This is a genomic window from Methanospirillum hungatei (assembly GCF_019263745.1).
In the GTDB taxonomy this organism is placed as follows: Archaea; Halobacteriota; Methanomicrobia; order Methanomicrobiales; family Methanospirillaceae; genus Methanospirillum; species Methanospirillum purgamenti.
Map to the genome: position 1 here is coordinate 1,571,145 of NZ_CP077107.1, position 19,421 is coordinate 1,590,565.

Consider the following 19,421-nt stretch of genomic DNA (forward strand, 5'->3'; position numbering starts at 1 on the left):
GTGAACAAAAGCCATCCCGGACTTGCATATCATAGGATCTCTTTTGATCAATCATGGCATCACCTACATGATCATTGGATGACCGACCATATCAATTCTGAGATGTGCAGGTATCAACCAAAAATGGAAATAAAATTAATGAAGCCACCAAAATTGTACTGAATGTATAAAGGAGCAGCCCGACTTCACATGGTTATTATCGTTATCCTGCTCATAATATTTTCAGGTAATGCAGGATGTAGTGATAAAAAATCAGACTTGGATCCCTACATTGAAGATCAAATTGATATCCGCAATTCAGAGAATAACCAGGAAATTGAATATGGAAATTCAAATTACTCACAAATAGATGCAATACAAGTCAGGGACGATCTTATCAGTGTAATATCAAAAGAATTACTCCTGATTGATACCAGCATGACGGCACATTCAATCCGGATTTCACAAAGCACGCCAAATAAGAACGAAAAGAAAAAAATCCTTGCAGAAATCAGAAATATTTCCCCTCATATACAAAGTCCGATTATTCTTGACAAAAATCTCATAATAACCGAAGTTGCATATGATGAATACGAAGATCTCGTTGGTTCTGATTTATCAGACCAGGACCATCTCAATGAAGTGGTTCGGACAGGAGAACCAGTGATGGGAACCTTGATTCAGACTGTTGAAGGAATTCCTGCTATTCCGGTTAGCTATCCGATCCTGGTAAATAATACCGTCTCCGGAGTACTTTCAATACTGGTTGATCAAAAGACATTATTCGCTGATGCAATCCTTGTTGCAGATCGTGATAACAGATGTAACGTTTACGTCCTCCAGCCTGACGGACAAATACTCTATGATAATGAACCAGATAAAACGGAAAAAAATACCATTGGTAATTCAGGGAGCATGGACAACTCAATAATCAAAAAAACAATAGGACAAATTGAGACAGAGAATTCAGGGAATGAAACCGTTGTGATCCAAAGCGAGGATTATCCAGAAAGCAATAATAGAACTCATGATATAGTATGGGACACTATTGCGTTTCATGGAAAAGAATGGAAAATAATTGTCATCAAACCACTGAACAACATATCCAACTAATAACCCCCATACTGGAACCATCCAGATCATCAATTTAACCAGAAGGAAGTGAGAACCGAAAACAATTTCCCTGTTAACGTGAACTTCTCGTTTATGAGAGTGGATATCCACAATATCATCTGCATTTTTCTGATGGTCATGGCAGCATGTATTATGCCATGTATCGCAGACGAAGAGAATGAGTCGATAATAATTGACCCTGAAGATATTCCCGGACCTTTCCCTTTCCCTGAACCAGCAGGCGATGATACCCCGATCCCGATGCCCGGGCCGGTTGATATACCAATAGGAGGGGATACCGGGTGGTACAAGATTACATCAAATCCATCTGGTGCACAGGTGATCTTTGATGGATCTGATATAGGGACTACCCCTGCAATAGTGGAAATTTTTTCCACCGGAACTCCATATCACACTGTTCGGGTTGAAAAAACAGGATACGAACCATGGACTCGGGAACTCAGCAATAATCCTGGTTCTGGAGAAACCCTAAAAATACATGCAAACCTGGTCCCAGTCTCCTGTTGCACCAGTCTTCGTATTACTTCCGCTCCATCCGGGGCTATGCTCTCTATTAATGGAGTATTTCATGGATACACCCCAAAAACCATTGATAACATCAGATATGGTTCATATCAGATATCACTGAGTCGTGAAGGATACGAACCATGGAGCAGGTATATCAGGGTAAGCCCTGACGAAGAGAACAGTTACTATATTGTCCTTGAGCCGATGTTTGCACCGATAACTTCAGGAACCCTGATGGTTGAATCATATCCGGAAGGAGCGGATATTATACTTGACCGGACAAACAGAGGAAAAACACCACGAACCCTGACTCTTCCGGAAGGATCTCATTCCCTGACCATAAATTTGCCCGGATACCAGCAATACTCAACATCCCTCTTTATCAGGGATAAAGAGCAGGCCCGTATCAGTGCCCAACTGATCCCGACAGGAAATGCCCCGGTACCCCCCGTTACCCCGGTTCCCGTTATCGTTGCATCACCTGTCACCTCTGCAGGATTTACTCCTGATGACCTGGTAACTCAGGGAGTAAAAGCAGCAGACATGTATGAACAAATAGGGCTCTCTGCATTCATCTCTGAAGTAAACAATCCATCCGGAGAATTATCTCATCAGAATATGTCAATATCAGTCCTGGCGGAAAACGGCACCCTCCTTGCAGACCCTGTCTCTTCCATGTGGGTGAATGAAAATATTACCAGTTATGCTGATCAGAATAGTGTTCCCTATGGCAATGCCAGACTCATGATTGCGAAGTCTGGAGGAGGAGCACTGTATGAAAATGATCTCTCCAATACAACCTCAACAGGAAATGTGCTCCTGACCGTAGTACAGCCGATCAAGGATGATATTGTCATATCCACATCATATTCGCTTAATACACCCATTCCACTCATCACATCAGAGATTGTAGAACTCCTCTCTTCAGAAGAGATAATAAACCAGGATTCAGTAGATCTGTCAATACACGAAGAAACAATTCTCTTAGAACCCAATGAGGACCAGAATATATTCAACCAGACTGATGTTCATGGCACCAGATCACTTCCGGTAATTCAGGCACTGGCATTCCAGGGTGGTGGGTACTGTTACATTCCAGAGCCATCCGGAGCAGATTTAACCCTTGCATATGTCACAGGAGAGAAAGATGGACTGGCAACAGTCAGATGGGTAACAAAATCAGGCAGAGAAACCACAAAGCATGAATTAATTCACTCTTAGGAAATATTCATTGGAATAAAGGCTGATTTTGGGAATCACACACCTCCGGAAAGTTCATCACTTCCCGGATCAAAGCCTGCCTTATGTATTCTCGTCTGGTGTGTATTCCGATCATTCTTATCCTCTTCTGCATCCCTGTTCTTGCAGATCCGGTAACAATTCCTCTCGGGGGGGAGGTATACCTGGGAGAAGAGGGGCTTGACATTCATCTGGCAGTACCTTATCCGTACACCTCAATTGCATACTATGCTGCAGGATCATCACCGGGAAGGGATCAACCACTTGATATCATGCAGGTAAGTCAAAACAGGTTTAGTGTAATTGCCGATCTCTTTTATGACAAGACCGGTGCATGGTATCAGTGGGACCCGGTCCGGGGGATGCCAGGTCAGGTAGCATTCATTGTCAGAAATCCACGGATATCGCTCAAGGTAATGGACAGGAACACGATGAGCGATAGATCATATGGAACAGCTTCGAAAGGAACTCCCTTGGTTATTCAGGTCGAAACCAACATCGCGGGTATCACCCGTCGTCCAGATTTTGGGTATAATGACGGCCCCTTGAAGATCCAGATCATGACCCCTGGCGGAGGAACACTTTCCGGCGTTGTTACTCCCGGGGGAGGACAATACCAGTTCAGTTCTTTTATTCCGACAGGAGAACTTGGCTATGCTCCTCCCATTGAGTCAGGTGGATGGGATACCGGATGGAGTGGGTATGAATCAGGCCTATACAGAATTGAACCACAATTCGCCGTCAACCGGATGGATGATAATCTCAGATCATATTCTGGAAGATATACCCTCAGGGGAACAGAAGTAACCCTCGGTACAGAGCGGGCAGGCCTACATGCAACAACCGACCGGGTTGTCAGAGGAGATCCATTCGGGGTGACGATAACCGGATCACCAGGCACTCCGTACGTTGTATGGGTTGAAGGAGGAAGCGGAAGCGGACGTTCTGGTGATCAGCCACCTATGATCCTCTCATCACAGGAAGGAGTCAGACAGGATCGCCCGGATGGTCCGTTTACTATTGGATCATACCGGCCATATGGAAAAGACAGAACACTCAAAGAGATCGTTCCCGGGTATCCTTACAGCGGAGTGTACTATTACGCTGAAGTAAATCCTGACAGAAATGGGAGGAGAACGGTAGAATTCCGGACAAGCCAGGAGACAGATGACCAGAGATATACCATTCACATTGAAGGGCCGGTTGGTGCTGCAAATCCAAAATATGACAAGATCCAGGTTGAAGTAGTAAAGGGATCCGTCTCTCTTACAACCGGTGCTGACACCTTCACCATCGGAGAAGAGATCAGGCTTCGTGGTGTCAATACTGGTTCCTGTGACACGTACCTCTTCATAACCGGGCCTAATCTGCCATCTGCTGGTGGAAGACTTGATGCACCACGACGAGCGGTTGTCAATGGGAATCCGTCCAGTTTCACCATGGCTGATAGTGATTGTGAAACATGGGACTACCGGTTATATACCGGCAACCTTGGCCTGGATGCAGGGACATATACCATCTATGCTGTTTCTACTCCTTCAGATCGATACCATCTGGACAGAACTACCTGGGAGACGATCCCCATCACCCTGACACGACCATACATTTCTGTTTCAAGCAGAAGAATGACTGTAGCCCAGGGAGACGAACTGACCATTACCGGCTCATCAGGAGGAAATCCGGATGCAGGAGTAGCAATCTGGATATTTGGCAGGAATTTCTTCTGGTATGACACCGCGAGCGTTGAACGGGGAGGATATTTCTCCTATGATCTCTCCAGAGCAATGACCTCGGACATGGCACCAGGAGAATATTCGGTCATAGTTCAGCACCCAATGGCTGATGGTGAATTTAACCTCTGGCCTGACAGAAACCGGGAAGTTGTTCTTGGCACAACACCCTGGTGGGGAGCACCAGTCTTCAGGGTTGGTGGACCGGGAGCACTACAGGGCCCTGCTGCAGCTTCTGCACTCATAAACGCGTTGTCAAGCCAATTCATTGATGATACCTACACAGAGTATTCAATATTTATTCAGAATCCAAAGATTGGAATTGACCGTGAGTCATTAACCGGCACAATAGACACTCCAATTATCATTTCAGGCACGACAAACATTGCTCCTGACTCAAAGATTCTGATTGAAGTTACGGATGAGCAGTTCGGTCCAACACAAAAGGGTTCATCAGGTGAATGGGCAGGATATTCAGGAACCACCACAACCTTTGCCGGACCAGCAGGTGAACAGGAGTACCTCTTTGAAATTCCTGCAGGAACCCTTCCGGCTTCGACATACCAGGTTCTGATCCAGGCAGTATCATCACCAGGGACCGCATCTGGTGTACTGACGGTTGAATATCCGGTCGTAGAGACAATTACACCAACGGTTGTAACCCCGAATATCACCCTGAATAATACCACGACACCAACAATTACAATAACTCCGGTAATAACTGCTAAAATTGTAAACGAAACAATTCAGATTACCCACACACAGACCCCGGTTTCCATCGATGTTCCATATAAGGATATGGTAAACATCCAGGAACTCATGAACAGGAGTCGTGAACCGCCGGTGTTACTTGGATTAGGAATAACCCTTGGCCTGTTACTTGCAGGGCTTGTTGTAGTCCTATATTCATGGCAGCAGAGGAAAAAAGAAACTGAAACAAAAGAACCTGAAGAAACAGATAATCAGGAAAAGATAACAAACGAAGATGCACCTGTGCAGCCACAGGCTGATGAAAGCCAGGATGAGTCATAGTAACAATACTCAACTCCCAACTCTGTGCAATATAAGCGAGAAATAAAAACCAGGTGTTCTCCTATCAAACACCATCTTTTATATAATATATTGGATAATTGGATCATACAGATATCTGGCCTGTTTATGGGATGTAAGCCCCCGGTATCCGGAACGGTGGTATTGGATGAAGGATGAAGAGGACATGCTCGAACTTCTCGACGATGAGGGGACGGCCGATCAGCTTGACCTGGAGCTGGATGAGCCTGATGAGGATTCTTTCCCCGAATCAGAGAATATAAAAAATAGTGCTGCGCCTGAAGCGGATGATTCAGAGGAATCGGGGGGGCGCGAACTTGAAATTGATATCAGATTAATTATCATCGCAATTGTTGCTATTGCCGCGATAATTCTTGCAGGTGTTTTTTTTGTAATGCCTATGCTGACGCCATCCGGCCCACCGGTGGTCGTAATAACGCCAAGTCAGACAGGAGAAGACGTCTACTTGTATTATGAAGAAGGGCCTGATTTGCATCAGCAGGATGTGAAGTTTACCCTCGATGGCGTTCAGATACCGCAGGAAAAACTTTCGATGATGGGGGGATATTCCTGGCCGTGGCCACAAGGAGCTGTGCTGAAAATAGATACGTCTGGTTATCCAAAGCCGGCAACGGTTGCACTTGTCTACACCAAAGGAGATGGAGAAATTCTCCTGTATTCAACATCAGCAAATCCTACCCCGACTCCAACACCGACTCCAACTCCGGAACCTACACCTGAACCGGTTCTAACACCTGAAGTTCTGATTCCGACACAAAACATGACGGTATCAAACAATACATCAGAACAGATGCCACTCTATGACTTGGCTAGAGAGACCGGGCTCATCAAATTTGATGCAATGCCTACAATGGGAATTCAGCCCCTTGTCGTTCAGTTTGCTGACCAGACCCAGGTTTGTGCACAAAACAGATCATGGTCCTTTGGTGATGGCATGACATCTAATACCCGGTATCCTGAGCACATTTACCCATTCCCAGGTACGTACATCGCAAGCCTGGATATGGTATTTTGTGATCCTGATGAGGCATCATTATCACCAGACAAAGAGATCGTGGTATTCCCGATTGTTAGACAGGATACCCTCCTTTCAGGGCCGGGATCAGCCAGTATCGATGCAGGTGGGCAGTTGTTCTTCACCGTAAAGGGACCAGGAATGCTCATCCGGGTAGGTGGAAAAGACCATTACCTGAACAAAGATGATCTGGTTAGAATTGATCTCAATGACGGTGGAACAGGATCAATCTCCATTATTAATAACGCAATTGTCCAGTTCAACTTTGAAAATGTGACAATATGGGTGAATGGAAAGGAGTTTGAATCCGGGTGGCTGACAAATATCAATATTAATCAGTACGGGAAAATTGCGGCATCTGATATTACCATGCGGTTCACAGCTCAACAACCAGGTTTGAAAGGACTCGTGAACGGTGGACCAGTGATACAGGCAGAATCAGGCCAGACAGTCGTACTGCATAATGTCGGGCCTGATTCAACAGGCAAACTCCTCTATAGCGTTCAGGATGGGGCAGGTTTTAACTTCAGGGGAGGGATTGAATCATATGAGATTACAACCCCTCTTTTACAATAAAGAAGCGATAATTAATACAGACAGGATATTCTATGCGGGGGTATAGATATCCACCGAAAGGGATGGAAAAGGGATATGGGTAAAGAACATGCAATGACACAGATTCAGACAATTATGGTCATGTCCGTGATCATGATTGTGTTGTTTCTTCTGGGAGTAATCCTTGTTATCTGGAATCCGATTCCAGAACGGATCCCCCAGGCATCTATTAGTATTGAAGGCGAAGGCGACTCCATTGTAATGCAGCACATGAATGGTGATTCATTCTCTTCTGACCGGCTTGTCATCAAGGTAAACGGAGATGTTCAGCCAAACCAGAACATGAATTTCCAGGGCGGAACCTGGCCATGGTCACCGGGAGAGCGGATTCAGTTTTATTACCCACTCCCAGATGCACCACGATTGGTTGAGGTCTATTACCTGACCGATAAAGGAGAAAGCCTTCTTATAGATAAAGCAAGGCTCGAACCGCCACCGGTTGTTTCTGCAACACCATTGCCGGTTGAGATGGTGCTTCCGGTTACACCAACACCACTTCCAACAAATATTCCGGTTAATGTTAAGGATGCAAATCCCATGCAACCGCCGGTCAGTGATTTTACTGCTGAACCCAGGGTAGGCGATCCACCACTTACCGTAACATTTCATGATTTGAGTTATGGAGCGGTCAGTGATTTTCTCTGGAGCTTTGGCGATGGTTCCACTTCAACACTCCAAAACCCGGTTCATACCTATTTCGTCCCGGGATCATACTCAGTAAGCCTCCTGGTATCCAATGCCTATGGATCCAATCGAAGAACTGCAGGTGATTTCATCATGATTGGTTCTCCTCCGGTTGCAAAATTCCTGGCAGAACCAACAATAGGACAGGCTCCATTGACTGTCCAGTTTACTGATCTCTCCACCGGAAGCCCAAAGAGTTGGGAATGGTCATTTGGAGACGGAAGCCAGTCATCAGATAAAAATCCGGTTCATATATTCCAGAATGCCGGTGACTATAATGTTACCCTGCGGGTCACCAATGCGTACGGAACTGACAAGTATTCCCCTGAGATCGGCATTAATGTCACTGCTCCAACCCTCATGGATGTATATCTGACCGGCAGTGTCAATGGTGGCCTGATACCAGATGGATATGTCAAGCTCAGAGTCACTGACCCGGCGAGTTCAATGAAGGTTGCTGGAAAGATCTACGCCTTTGAACCTGGTGATATGATCCAACTTATATATGGTCCTGGATCATCAGACGGTACTATCTCCACAGATAAAAACAGGTTTACTGCGTTTAATTTCAATGATATCACCCTGGTTAAGAATGGAGAAACTCTGGCACGTGGACCGGTCAACAGCTTCACCCTTGGTGGTTTTGACAGCTATGCGTCAACCCTCAATCTGACTATGCCAAAAGGTGACCGGTACACAACCCTGTATATAAACTCAGAACCTTACAAGTATGTTGAGAGCCCCCGGATTCAGTTTGCAGGAATCGGACCTGACAGTTCCGGCCGGTTCTTTTACCAGAAATCTGCCCAGAATATGAATTTCCAGGGTGGAATAGCCGAACTTACCCTTGGGTAGAAGGGTATCGGCAACCTTTCATTCTTGGCATACGATACCATAAGCACACACGTATGTCTGCTGTGCATGTTTCATTCATATTCGCCATCCTTTTACTGAGCACAATCCTCCAAGGGTCTGTCTTAGCTGATACTCCTCTGTATTCTACAGACTTTACAGACAGCACCGGATGGGAAACAAACAGTCCGTCCTCATTTTACCTGGATAATCAGACTGGACGATACCATTACCAGATCACAGGCGGAACCGGATCATATGCCTATTATCCGCTTGCAGAAGCCTTCACAGGTCCGTTCACCCTCGAATTTGATGTATATCCGGAAAAGACAGAAGAAAAAAGTTCATTCAGATTTGGTTTTGGGACCGAAGGATATGACAGTCAGAAAGGGCCACTTGTTCTAGCAGAATTATACAACCAGAATGGAGAACAGGCATTCTCGCTGACAGGAATATCCAAGGAAAACCTTCTCTCTCAAACATTTTCAATTCCAGGGAAAGCAAACTATAGCGGAAAAACAGTCAAATTTTCAGATAAGGAAGAGTATCATTTCAGGATAACCTGGTACCCGGTTGAAAAACGGATTAGCCTTACTGTCACCTCTCCTGGTGAGAGCACTCCAATATTTAGTCATTTTGTCATGATCACCGGAAAGATGGAAGAGTTTTCCCACCTGTTCCTGACATCCATTGGTGAGGGCCAGAATGGAGTAAAAGCCGAAGGATTTATTGATAATATCAGTTTAGTCTCGCTCAGTTCAGTCATGGCAACCCCGGAACCAACCAACACACCAGATGAAGCAGTTCCTACCCCAACCCTGGTGACCAGTGTGACAAGCGGAGCAGTACCTCCAAATGAGACAACAGAAATGACCAATGGACAAGAAATAACACCGGTTACAGAGTCCATAGAGCCACTCCCTGACAGGACTCCTCTTCCGGCACCACCAACCCCGGTTCCGACAGAGCAGGCAGGTGTTCTACCACTCGCCGGCCTTTTTGGACTCTGTATTGCATGCCTATTCTGGAGACGATAATATGGATGAACATATCATCGAAGCAGCCGGAAAATGCAGAGTCGTTGTCAGGGATGGGAACGTCGTTGAGATCGGAGAACCAGTTATCACCGATTGCCCTCTTGCAAGACGGTTTGCCTGTCCGGTAACTGAAATGACACCAAAAGCCATCCGGAATAATATTCAGAACCGGATTGATTCGTTTGGTATGTGCACACAAAACCGTGAACTCTTATCAGAAGAACCATTTGTGGGATTTGGTGCATCAGAGGTAATGAGTACAGCTCTTTCCAGGAGGTTTATCGATGCGGCAGTTATCGCCTGTGACGGAGCAGGCACGGTTGTCATTACCGATCCAAAGATGGTGCAGGGAATAGGCGGGAGAATGTCAGGACTTGTCAGTACTTCACCCATTCCAGATATCATCAGCCGGATTATTGAAGGAGGGGGGATTGTTCCTGATCAAAAAAATGCATTAATGAACCCAGTTTCCGGGGTCAGGGCGGCTCATGATGCAGGATATGACCATCTGATAGTAACCATCAGCAAACCTGAAGATGCACAAACTGTTCGGGAAGAAGATCAGGATGCAATAATCATCGCAGTTCATACCACAGGATATTCAGATACCGATGCGGATATGGTGTGCACATATGCAGATATAGTTACTGCCTGTGCTTCAAAAACTGTCCGGGAGCGATGTGGACCGTCAGCTCTGCTCCAGGCAGGATCGACGGTTCCGGTTTATGCACTCACTACTCAGGGAAAATACCTCATCCTTCTTCGGATGGCTGCCATAGAAAATCCCCTCTATGTTACCCATGCACATCTTCCGGTACATGGAGAAAAGAGCCCCCATCCCCTCATCTGACAGACACCTATATATCTCCATAAAAAAAATCCAAACAGCTAATGGTTGTACTACGGACAGGAATGCTCATTATCATGTGCATTTCTCTTTTTTCCGGCCTATGTCTGGCAACTGAACTGCCGGAGGATATAGTTTTTGTAACTGAGGAATATCCGCCATTTAGTTATCTTGAAAATGGAGTTCCAGCAGGTCTTTCTGTTGAACTTCTCGAAACTGCATTAAAAAGAGCGAACATAGAATTTTCCTCTGATCAGATCCGCCTGATGGCATGGCCTGATGCATATCGGACAGCATTAACCACAAATGGCACAGGCCTTTTCTCAACAGCACGGACACCAGAACGAGAAAACCTGTTTCGCTGGGCTGGTCCCCTGATGCAATGCCCAGTTGTCCTTTTTTCAGAGAATCCGAATCTGAAAACCGACAGGCCTGCAAACCAGGATCTTAAAGTTGTTGCCATCAGGGATGATATCGGAGAACAGGTTGCGCTCGATGCAGGAATCTCAAAAGAGAACATATTCCTCGTCACGACGCCAAGTGAAGCAGTTCAGCGAGTCATCGACGGCACATCTGATGCATGGGCATATGGTCATTACCCTGGAGAAAGCCTGATTCAGACTATTGCTGAAGATCCTGATTCATTTTACATTCTGGATGAACTAACCAGGTCCACCTACTACATCGCATTTAACCAAAATACTGAACCAGGTTTTATTGAAATCATCCAGAACGAACTTGATGCAATGAAACAGGATCAGGAGCAAGGGGGTATCAGTACCTATGAAAAGATTGTGGGGAAGTACATCGGACCGATTTGTGCAGAAAAAACACACCCCAGGCAACAGATAACAGATCTTGTTAACCTGACCGCTGATGCAATAAGCCGTGATGCAACCGGAACTCTTGCAGACATTCAGGCAGGAAAACATCCCTATTTAGACCGTAATGATCCATCTTTGTATGTTTTCATCTATGACACCAGTGTAACCCTCATAACACAGGCAGGCCGACCAGACCTTGCCGGAGTTCATTTTGCTGGAAAGCCAGATGTATCTGGAAAAAATTTCCGGGATGATATCGTAACCGGAGCTATGAAAGAAGGAACAGGTTTTGTCACTTACACGTATTCAAATCCCCTTGAAACAGGAATTTTCTTTAAAGAGGCGTATTACACCCTGGTCACCGGGAGTGACAAAAAACAGTATGTGGTATGTGCCGGACGATATGTCCCCTGTGACGAAACATAACACGACTCATTCTCTTTTCTTTTTCACATGAAACAGGCGTGTCTGTTCTTCCCGCTCGATCTCTTCCCGTGCGGCGGTGATAGTTGCAATAGACCTGGTCAATGCCGGAATGACCACATGCTCAAGTGCTTTTACACGCCTTGTTATCCGCTCAATCTCTCCCAACAACCGACTGAGTGTTGCAGCATTTCCTGCATATGCAATGATGGCATCCACTAAATTTTCATACGCATCCGCCAGATCATCAATGACAAGTGAGGTTCCAAGGAGCCCGTATCCCCGCTCGACAAGGTCAGTTCTGACATTAGTTCCGGTAATCACCGGCACCCTGATACCAAAGAGATTTTTTTCTGAAACCTCAATTTCAGTCTTTGATTCAACCGAATATGCTGCGATTGTAACATTGAGCATTCCCTCAATCATGTACGCCGGAGCGATGAGATGACGAACCCGGTTATGTCTGATACGCAAAAGATCATACTCAACCTTTACCTGTGGAGCAAGTCTTGAAACTTCGAGAATGAGGCCGTCCAGTTTCATCTGCAATATCTTGTATGAGCGATTGGCAATACGAAGCCTGTTTCGGAGAATAAGAAGCTCTGATTTTGTGGGTCTGACATCACGAAGATACGGCATCCTTACATCACCAGATGTTGTCTGATGAAATCCGGACTGACACCAAACTGTTTCCCCCTCGCAATAGCCCGAAGATTCATGACCTCATATCGTTTATGTTCGAGATATGACAACAGTGGCAATACAGAGAACGGATGACGCCGGGAAAGACCATCCAGGTGATGAAGAAGCATTCCATTGACGGCAAGCATCACGGTATACAAAGGAGTTTTATGAGCCGCCCATCGTCTCCATACTACATCAGCAGCATCTGCCTCACAGACACTCTCATCACACCGTAAATTACGAAGCGCCTCGGTCAGGATAGATAAAATCCCGGCCCTTCCAAGCTCACGGACAAACTCTTCCCGGTCAGTAACCTGGTACAGTCGCTGAAAATCCTGGGATGACAGGTACCCTCCCTGAATCATGTATGGAGTGATATCACTGACTTTACTTCCTGCCCGAAGCCTGAACACATTCCTGATATTGAAAATATCTATCTCAAATTTGAGATGGGGCACTATCACGTCACCACCCCTAATTCCATATCTCGCTTCAAAGAGCAGATTCTGGTAATAGGCAAGATAAAGGTCATTTTCGAGCTCTGCAAAAAGACCACGACGATATCCGGATGCTATCTTTGAACTGATCAGGGAATGGTGTTTCCAGGAGGGTAAATTTTCTGCTATCTCCTGAATCGTTCGTAGAGTGAGCAGATGAGTAAAACAGGATGGTTCAATGACACCTGCCGGAATTAAAACTGCCTCGATTCTGTCATCCGGAATATGAAACTGGCACCCCCGCATAATGAGCATCACATTCTCAATATCCCATCGAGAAAAATACAGTTCAGCGAGTTCCCGCAGAGCACCAGGAGCAATTGATAAAATATTTCGGTACGTTGCCGCAAGATTTGCAGTAAGAGCATGTTCAATTAAAGAGATTTCTGAATACTGTGATGAGAGCGTATGCACTTCTTCATGATACCCTGATTCACCAATGAACCTGATAATCTGTGAGAGTTCCATATTCAAGAGCCGGTTATACTGATCTTCAGTGATCAGGCTTTTTTTCCGCAGACCAATCCGTGTGCAGATATACCGGTATGAAGAAGGAGTAATCAGATAATGGTGCATATCTTTCCTGTGAATATTCCGTTCGATACGATATATATGAGACAGGTATTTCCCCTATTCAGTACCAAGAAAGGATGAGAAGATGATCCAATTACTCCGGATAGCTGCAATAACCAATATCGGACAACATCGAAGACGCAATGAAGACAGCATGTTGGTGGGAACCAAAATCTATGCCGGCACTTCCATGGATATGCCCCAGGTTTTCGACATTCAGTCCCTACCGGTCATCCTTGCCGTGGCAGATGGAATTGGTGGCAGCGTTGCCGGAGATATTGCAAGTAGTGAAGTAATGTTGTGTCTTGCCCGCCCACCCTGTCCTGATGGTGAAGAAAAACTCACAGAGCGGATATTACAATCAGCAGCATCCCTTCAGAATATAGTCCGAAAAAATCCTACTCTCGATGGAATGGGAACAACCCTGGCAGGTGTTCTCTGCCTGAAAAAAGATTTAATTATCTTCTCCTGTGGTGATTCAAGAGTGTACCTCGGCTCTCCTCACCACCGCCTCACCCAGATGACGCGGGATCACTCGGTTATTCAGGAGATGATAGAGGCAGGCACATTAACCGAACAAAAAGCACGTTCACATCCACTTGGTCACATTATCACATCCAGCCTGTCAGGCGGAAAACATCGTCTTCCCCCGGACATCAGGATCTCAAAAACAGATGCTATGCCAGGATCACGTCTGATTATTTGTACTGACGGAGTATGGGATTATGGTGGAGAGGAATTTATTGAGGCTGCACGTTCTGGTGATCCAGAGACAGCAGCGTTAAACATACTGCATATCTGCTATCAGGCCGGAGCACCAGATAACATCACCCTGATAATCGTTGATCTCCAATAGAGAAGCTGATTAGAAATCATCCCATTTATTATTCCGGTCTTCAATAACCACCAATGCAAGCGTAGTAAAATCGTTCGTACCAGTCCCTGCTTCCTTTCTGGTATTCCAGGGATCTATCTTCATGGTCAGATGAGCAGGCATCAGGGGAATGTCCTGGGGAATCATGTATCGAAGCGTATACATTGCGGATGTTCCACCTTTGTGGGGGATAAACTCACCATGAACCGGAATCAGTTTTGTATCCCCGAGCCATGCCTCCACCGGAACATTTCCAGGTGCAGTATCATCTCCACCCTGATTATAAACAATTATACTTGGATTTACTGATCGACCCGGACGTGTCGTAGAATAATCTCCCGCAAGGGTTGCCTTTTGTAAAACATAATCATGACCGGATGCTCCAGTATTCAAAGCCGTCTTGTCAGGGACAGAGAAGATAATGGGCGATACATTTGTTTTGTTCTCTTCTGCAAGGACATATCCGGAAACAGATACCAGCAGGAGGAGAACCAGCATTGGAAATAGTGAATAAATGTTCATAATATTCCTCGAAAATGCAAATGACGGGAACGACCTGTAAGAAGAATCTTCTCTTTACTATCGGCCAAAGAATCCATAATATTTCCGGCTCTTATTTAAAAGAGCCCAATCCAGGCCACATAAGAGAAGATGACCATGAAGACAAGGATGATAACCAGCCCTTTGTAGAGACAGGAATGACAAATGCCACTGCTGATGTGCATACAATCAGAACAATGGTTTTCTTTGCATATCCGACACGAATGATCTCCGAAGCGATCCTCATGATGAACGCATGGGGTGCTGGTCATACTATAATATAGTTCTTCAGTTCGAAAAAACATAATCCTTCATCAGTTGTTCCGAAGATTATCCTCGAATGCACAGATATTTCGTCAATGAGACTATTGTAAAAGAGATGATTCTTTCAGATGAGCCGGCAAATACAGTACAGACTTTATTCATAATTTGGGGAGATGGATGACAGGGGAGTTTAAATCTCTGAAAAGAAGAATCTTCGATGCCATAAACGACAAGGATGATGGAGGAAAACCAGATCATATCTTTGATTTTTTTATCATCGGTGTCATCATCCTGAATGTGGTAATGATATTTCTCGAAACATATCCGGCAATATATGCAAAATATCATGGCACATTTCTCTTATTTGAATATTTTACGATTGCAATTTTTACCGGTGAATATTTTCTCAGGGTATGGACCTGCACCTATTATCCTGATTTTGCAGACCCATTCTTTGGTAGAATCCGGTATATCTTTTCCATAACTCTTATCATTGATTTTTTTGCAGTATTCCCGTTTTACCTGTCATTACTCCTTCCTCTCGACCACCATATTGTTCAATTTCTCCGGCTCTTCCGCCTGTTTCGTGTTTTAAAACTTCTCAGGTATTATGGATCTATTGACGTCATATTTCAGGTCATAAAGAAAAACAGTCAGTATTTATTCTCAATTATTGTCATTCTCCTTATTTTTCTCTCATTTAGTTCATACTTGTTTTATATGTTCGAATCAGCAGTACAGCCGGATAACGTAAAAGACTTTGATGATGCATTCTGGTGGGCTATTGAAACGACCAGCACAGTCGGATATGGGGATGTGTTTCCGGTCACGGAGATAGGAAAATTGTTTACGGTCATTATCATGTTGATTGGAATCGGCCTTATTGCTCTTCCAACCGGAATACTTGCTTCAGGATTTCTTGAGGAGATGAAATTACGAAGTGACCCTATGGCAACATCTACCCAGCCTTCAATTGCTGATGAGATTCGAAAGCTTAACCAATTATTAGAAGAAGGACTTCTTACTGAGGATGAATTCAGGATAGGAAAAGAGAAATTGCTACGATGAATCCTGATTTTACTTATCAGAAGGGAAAAAATTGTCCCTGTTTTTTTAACAGGTCTTGGCTGCATCGAGAGCAGCTTTTAATGCATCTTCGGCGATACCAAGAGTCTTGGCTGCATTCGTCATACCAGGTCCGCCCTCTCCAGGTGTGCCCATCGCAGCTTTTAAAGCATCTTCAGATACACCGAGCTGTGCTGCAATTGCCGCATTATCTGGTCGTGGTTGCCCGGGTTCCTGGGTGCCCATCGCAGCTTTTAAAGCATCTTCTGTCACGCCTAGTTTTTTTGCCATCGATGTGTAATCCACCGTTGGTCTCTCCTTCATACCCATCGCTGATTTTAAAGCGTCTTCAGTAACACCAAGGGTTTTCGCAGCAGATGCAAAATCCATGCCCTTTTCACCTGAGCTCATTGCAGCCTTCAGGGCATCTTCCGTGACGCCCAGAGTTTTTGCTGCTGATGCAAAATCAGGACCCGGGTGAATCGCAGATTTTAATGCATCCTCTGTAATGCCCAGAGTAGCTGCTGCTTTTGTATAGTCAGTACAGTCTTTTGGTGGCTCTGGCTTATCATCTGCACTTGCACAACAGACAAAGAGAGCAGCCAGACAAAAAATACTCAATATCGTGTAGATTGTCTTCATCATGTCACCAATCTCTTACATGAAGAAATTTTCAGAGAGCAAAAAAAAGACGTGATCCACCTATTTAATAAAAGAACATCTGAAAGGTTGTAATGCACAACCATTCGGTGTAATATTTCATCAATTCATGCATATTCTGCAATATGCAAGTATCCGGTTCCCTGCTAAACAACCTGCTGAATTCACATATAATGGATGTGAGAATCACATACTGATAAGTTGTATCTTTCAACCATCACAATCTGCTTTTTTTATATTACATTCAGGTGAGGTATCTGTCTTCAGGCAGCTATCGCCCGAATCATTTTCACGAGACCACTTTAGGGACCACCAGAGAAATTCCGGGTGGTATGAATCATATTAGAAGAGTATCATATGAAACCGACTCATTTTACAAAAAAGATGGCTACACTGATTCTTGTTGCATCATGTATACTACTTATGCAGGCAGTAAGTGCTGATTCAAATGAGATTTCCTCAAGCCAAGCATCAGATACACCCCCTGACTACGAAACAGTCTTTCCAGATGATGAGATCAGGGAGATATACATAACTATCACTCCTCAAAACTGGACCGAGATGCAGGAAGATATGGAGACCAAGTATGGGGAGTTTGGAAGCGGGAGCATGCCTGGACACGACAGGATGGGTGCTCCTGGTGGGAATAGAACCGGATTTAACATATCAGCTGGGATGAACATGGCAAAACCGCCAGATGGGAACGGACCAGGGTTCATGAACCAGGAAGACCCGGTATATGTTCCCGCTACCATCTCCTGTAATGGTGAAACATGGGACCATGTGGGTGTCAGGTATAAAGGAGTAAACTCTCTGATGACCGCATGGAGCGAAGGAATTGGAAAAATATCCTTGAAAGTAGACATGGATCACTATGAGGATGAGTTCCCGGATACAAAAAACCAGAAATTTTACGGATTTAAAGAGTTGAATTTGCAGTCCGGAATGTCAGATGTCTCCGTGATACGAGAAAAACTGGCCCCAGAAATCTTTCAGGATGCAGGAGTAATCGCCCCGGAGACCGCCTATTACAAGGTCTACGTTGACAAAGGGGATGGATTTGAATATTTCGGCCTCTACACACTGGTAGAAAGCATCGACGATACGGTTATTGAGACCCAGTTCTCAAATGGAACGGGAAATCTCTACAAACCGGAGGGAGAGGGTGCGACATTTGCATATGGAAAATTAAACCTCACGCATTTTGAGAAGAAAACCAATGAAAATGAAGAGGATTACTCAGATATAGAACAGCTCTATACTATTCTACACTCTGGAACCAGAACCGAAGATCCGGAATCATGGCGATCAGAATTTGAATCGGTCTTTGATGTTTCAGAATTTCTTACCTGGCTTGCTACCAATACGCTCATGAATAACTGGGACACATATGGTGGAAATTCACGGAACTATTACCTGTATAATAATCCGGATACCGGGACATTTAGTTGGATTCCCTGGGACAATAATTACGCATTCATGGAAGGGATGGGTAAAGGCTTTGGTGGAGCAGGCCCTGACAGAATGAACAGGACGCAGGAATTCGGATTTATGCCACCTGAAGGAATGAACATAACTATCCCTGGTATGCAGGGATTCGGACCAGGCATGGATCCGGCAGGAATGAACAATCCGGAGCAGTTTGGTGCTATGCCACCTGATGGGATGAATATGACAATGCCCGAAATGGATGAGCAATTCAGACCAGGTATGGGAATGGGAGGGAGTGTATCATTTTCGATGGAGAATGTAACAGACCGGTGGCCGCTTATCAGATATCTTATGGACGATGAGGAGTATCATGTACAATATGTTCAAATTCTTAAAACTGTAGCAGAATCCAGCTTTAACACCACAAACCTGGAAAAAATCTGTGATCAGTATCATGATCTTATTCAATCATCTGTTATCGGACCGGACGGTGAAAGAGAAGGATACACGTACCTAACTAATGAATCAGATTTCGATGCTGCATTTGAAGAGATAAAAAGTCATATCAGATCCCAATATGCGAAAGCGATGGAGTATGTAGATTCTCAATCATCAGATTAATTTCCTCTTTCTTTTTCTACGATATTTAAGGAGTGTTCTTATTTTGCTCTCCATCAGGACTCCTGAAGGTTCATCGAGTATTATCTGTCAGATGATTGTATCCTCACTGGTTCACGACTTTAGGAATATGTTCATAGTAAATATGATCCATGCTTATTCCTGGTTTCAGGGTCTTCTTGGGGTGTCCATCATTACCAGTGGTTGCCTTGTATCAGTAATAATATCCAACCACTGTATTCAATAGATTATTTCAGT

General features: G+C 44.8%; 16 protein-coding genes. 12 read left to right on the top strand and 4 right to left on the bottom strand.

Annotated features, from left to right (window positions below):
• Nucleotides 1-162 precede the first annotated feature (162 nt).
• From KSK55_RS07400 to KSK55_RS07435, 8 genes are all read left to right on the top strand, one after another.
• On the top strand, nt 163-1,092 hold the full coding sequence (locus tag KSK55_RS07400) for a cache domain-containing protein (protein ID WP_218608748.1): 930 nt from the start codon (nt 163-165) through the stop codon (nt 1,090-1,092).
• Nucleotides 1,093-1,185: 93 nt separating this feature from the next.
• A complete protein-coding gene (locus KSK55_RS07405) occupies nt 1,186-2,841 on the top strand; it encodes a PEGA domain-containing protein (RefSeq protein ID WP_218608749.1) in 1,656 nt (551 codons plus the stop codon).
• Between the two features lie 83 nt (nt 2,842-2,924).
• Nucleotides 2,925-5,621 (top strand): DUF3821 domain-containing protein, encoded by a 2,697-nt coding sequence (locus KSK55_RS07410; RefSeq protein ID WP_218608750.1) that lies wholly within the window; start codon nt 2,925-2,927, stop codon nt 5,619-5,621.
• Between the two features lie 166 nt (nt 5,622-5,787).
• Nucleotides 5,788-7,251: a PKD domain-containing protein gene (locus KSK55_RS07415; RefSeq protein WP_218608751.1), complete on the top strand. Its 1,464-nt coding sequence runs from the start codon at nt 5,788-5,790 to the stop codon at nt 7,249-7,251.
• Nucleotides 7,252-7,326: 75 nt separating this feature from the next.
• A complete protein-coding gene (locus KSK55_RS07420) occupies nt 7,327-8,829 on the top strand; it encodes a PKD domain-containing protein (protein WP_218608752.1) in 1,503 nt (500 codons plus the stop codon).
• A gap of 53 nt (nt 8,830-8,882) precedes the next feature.
• Complete coding sequence (locus KSK55_RS07425; RefSeq protein ID WP_218608753.1) at nt 8,883-9,863, top strand: hypothetical protein; 981 nt, start codon at nt 8,883-8,885, stop codon at nt 9,861-9,863.
• Between the two features lies 1 nt (nt 9,864).
• Nucleotides 9,865-10,713, top strand: a complete 849-nt coding sequence (locus tag KSK55_RS07430; protein ID WP_218608754.1) for a methanogenesis marker 8 protein — start codon at nt 9,865-9,867, stop codon at nt 10,711-10,713.
• Between the two features lie 41 nt (nt 10,714-10,754).
• Entirely contained in the window at nt 10,755-11,960 is a 1,206-nt protein-coding gene (locus KSK55_RS07435) for a transporter substrate-binding domain-containing protein (RefSeq protein WP_218608755.1), read from the top strand.
• A 6-nt stretch (nt 11,961-11,966) separates the two neighbouring features.
• Here KSK55_RS07435 and KSK55_RS07440 read toward each other — a convergent pair whose 3' ends face one another.
• Complete coding sequence (locus tag KSK55_RS07440) at nt 11,967-12,596, bottom strand: V-type ATP synthase subunit D (RefSeq protein WP_218608756.1); 630 nt, start codon at nt 12,594-12,596, stop codon at nt 11,967-11,969.
• 2 nt (nt 12,597-12,598) lie between these two features.
• On the bottom strand, nt 12,599-13,714 hold the full coding sequence (locus KSK55_RS07445; RefSeq protein ID WP_214420310.1) for a V-type ATP synthase subunit C: 1,116 nt from the start codon (nt 13,712-13,714) through the stop codon (nt 12,599-12,601).
• A gap of 82 nt (nt 13,715-13,796) precedes the next feature.
• On the opposite strand from KSK55_RS07445, the gene KSK55_RS07450 reads away from it, so the two are divergent.
• Nucleotides 13,797-14,567 carry a PP2C family protein-serine/threonine phosphatase gene (locus KSK55_RS07450; protein ID WP_218608757.1) on the top strand — a complete coding sequence of 257 codons (771 nt, stop codon included), beginning with the start codon at nt 13,797-13,799 and terminating at the stop codon, nt 14,565-14,567.
• A 9-nt stretch (nt 14,568-14,576) separates the two neighbouring features.
• Here the strand turns inward: KSK55_RS07450 and KSK55_RS07455 are convergent, their stop codons facing one another.
• Entirely contained in the window at nt 14,577-15,107 is a 531-nt protein-coding gene (locus tag KSK55_RS07455) for a hypothetical protein (RefSeq protein ID WP_218608758.1), read from the bottom strand.
• A 20-nt stretch (nt 15,108-15,127) separates the two neighbouring features.
• Here KSK55_RS07455 and KSK55_RS07460 point away from each other — a divergent pair, with 20 nt between their 5' ends.
• Together KSK55_RS07460 and KSK55_RS07465 are read left to right on the top strand one after the other, a co-directional pair.
• Entirely contained in the window at nt 15,128-15,409 is a 282-nt protein-coding gene (locus KSK55_RS07460) for a hypothetical protein (protein ID WP_214420307.1), read from the top strand.
• A 157-nt stretch (nt 15,410-15,566) separates the two neighbouring features.
• Complete coding sequence (locus tag KSK55_RS07465) at nt 15,567-16,457, top strand: ion transporter (RefSeq protein WP_218608759.1); 891 nt, start codon at nt 15,567-15,569, stop codon at nt 16,455-16,457.
• Nucleotides 16,458-16,502: 45 nt separating this feature from the next.
• Here the strand turns inward: KSK55_RS07465 and KSK55_RS07470 are convergent, their stop codons facing one another.
• A complete protein-coding gene (locus KSK55_RS07470) occupies nt 16,503-17,099 on the bottom strand; it encodes a hypothetical protein (RefSeq protein WP_218608760.1) in 597 nt (198 codons plus the stop codon).
• 372 nt (nt 17,100-17,471) lie between these two features.
• Between KSK55_RS07470 and KSK55_RS07475 the strand changes: the two genes are divergently transcribed.
• On the top strand, nt 17,472-19,166 hold the full coding sequence (locus KSK55_RS07475) for a CotH kinase family protein (protein WP_218608761.1): 1,695 nt from the start codon (nt 17,472-17,474) through the stop codon (nt 19,164-19,166).
• Nucleotides 19,167-19,421 lie beyond the last annotated feature (255 nt).

Coding starts and splice junctions, on each gene's coding strand:
- KSK55_RS07400 (WP_218608748.1), top strand. CDS start 163: ATGTATAAAGGAGCAGCCCGACTTCACATGGTTATTATCGTTATCCTG.
- KSK55_RS07405 (WP_218608749.1), top strand. CDS start 1,186: ATGAGAGTGGATATCCACAATATCATCTGCATTTTTCTGATGGTCATG.
- KSK55_RS07410 (WP_218608750.1), top strand. CDS start 2,925: ATGTATTCTCGTCTGGTGTGTATTCCGATCATTCTTATCCTCTTCTGC.
- KSK55_RS07415 (WP_218608751.1), top strand. CDS start 5,788: ATGAAGGATGAAGAGGACATGCTCGAACTTCTCGACGATGAGGGGACG.
- KSK55_RS07420 (WP_218608752.1), top strand. CDS start 7,327: ATGGGTAAAGAACATGCAATGACACAGATTCAGACAATTATGGTCATG.
- KSK55_RS07425 (WP_218608753.1), top strand. CDS start 8,883: ATGTCTGCTGTGCATGTTTCATTCATATTCGCCATCCTTTTACTGAGC.
- KSK55_RS07430 (WP_218608754.1), top strand. CDS start 9,865: ATGGATGAACATATCATCGAAGCAGCCGGAAAATGCAGAGTCGTTGTC.
- KSK55_RS07435 (WP_218608755.1), top strand. CDS start 10,755: ATGGTTGTACTACGGACAGGAATGCTCATTATCATGTGCATTTCTCTT.
- KSK55_RS07440 (WP_218608756.1), bottom strand. CDS start 12,596: ATGCCGTATCTTCGTGATGTCAGACCCACAAAATCAGAGCTTCTTATT.
- KSK55_RS07445 (WP_214420310.1), bottom strand. CDS start 13,714: ATGCACCATTATCTGATTACTCCTTCTTCATACCGGTATATCTGCACA.
- KSK55_RS07450 (WP_218608757.1), top strand. CDS start 13,797: ATGATCCAATTACTCCGGATAGCTGCAATAACCAATATCGGACAACAT.
- KSK55_RS07455 (WP_218608758.1), bottom strand. CDS start 15,107: ATGAACATTTATTCACTATTTCCAATGCTGGTTCTCCTCCTGCTGGTA.
- KSK55_RS07460 (WP_214420307.1), top strand. CDS start 15,128: ATGACGGGAACGACCTGTAAGAAGAATCTTCTCTTTACTATCGGCCAA.
- KSK55_RS07465 (WP_218608759.1), top strand. CDS start 15,567: ATGACAGGGGAGTTTAAATCTCTGAAAAGAAGAATCTTCGATGCCATA.
- KSK55_RS07470 (WP_218608760.1), bottom strand. CDS start 17,099: ATGATGAAGACAATCTACACGATATTGAGTATTTTTTGTCTGGCTGCT.
- KSK55_RS07475 (WP_218608761.1), top strand. CDS start 17,472: ATGAAACCGACTCATTTTACAAAAAAGATGGCTACACTGATTCTTGTT.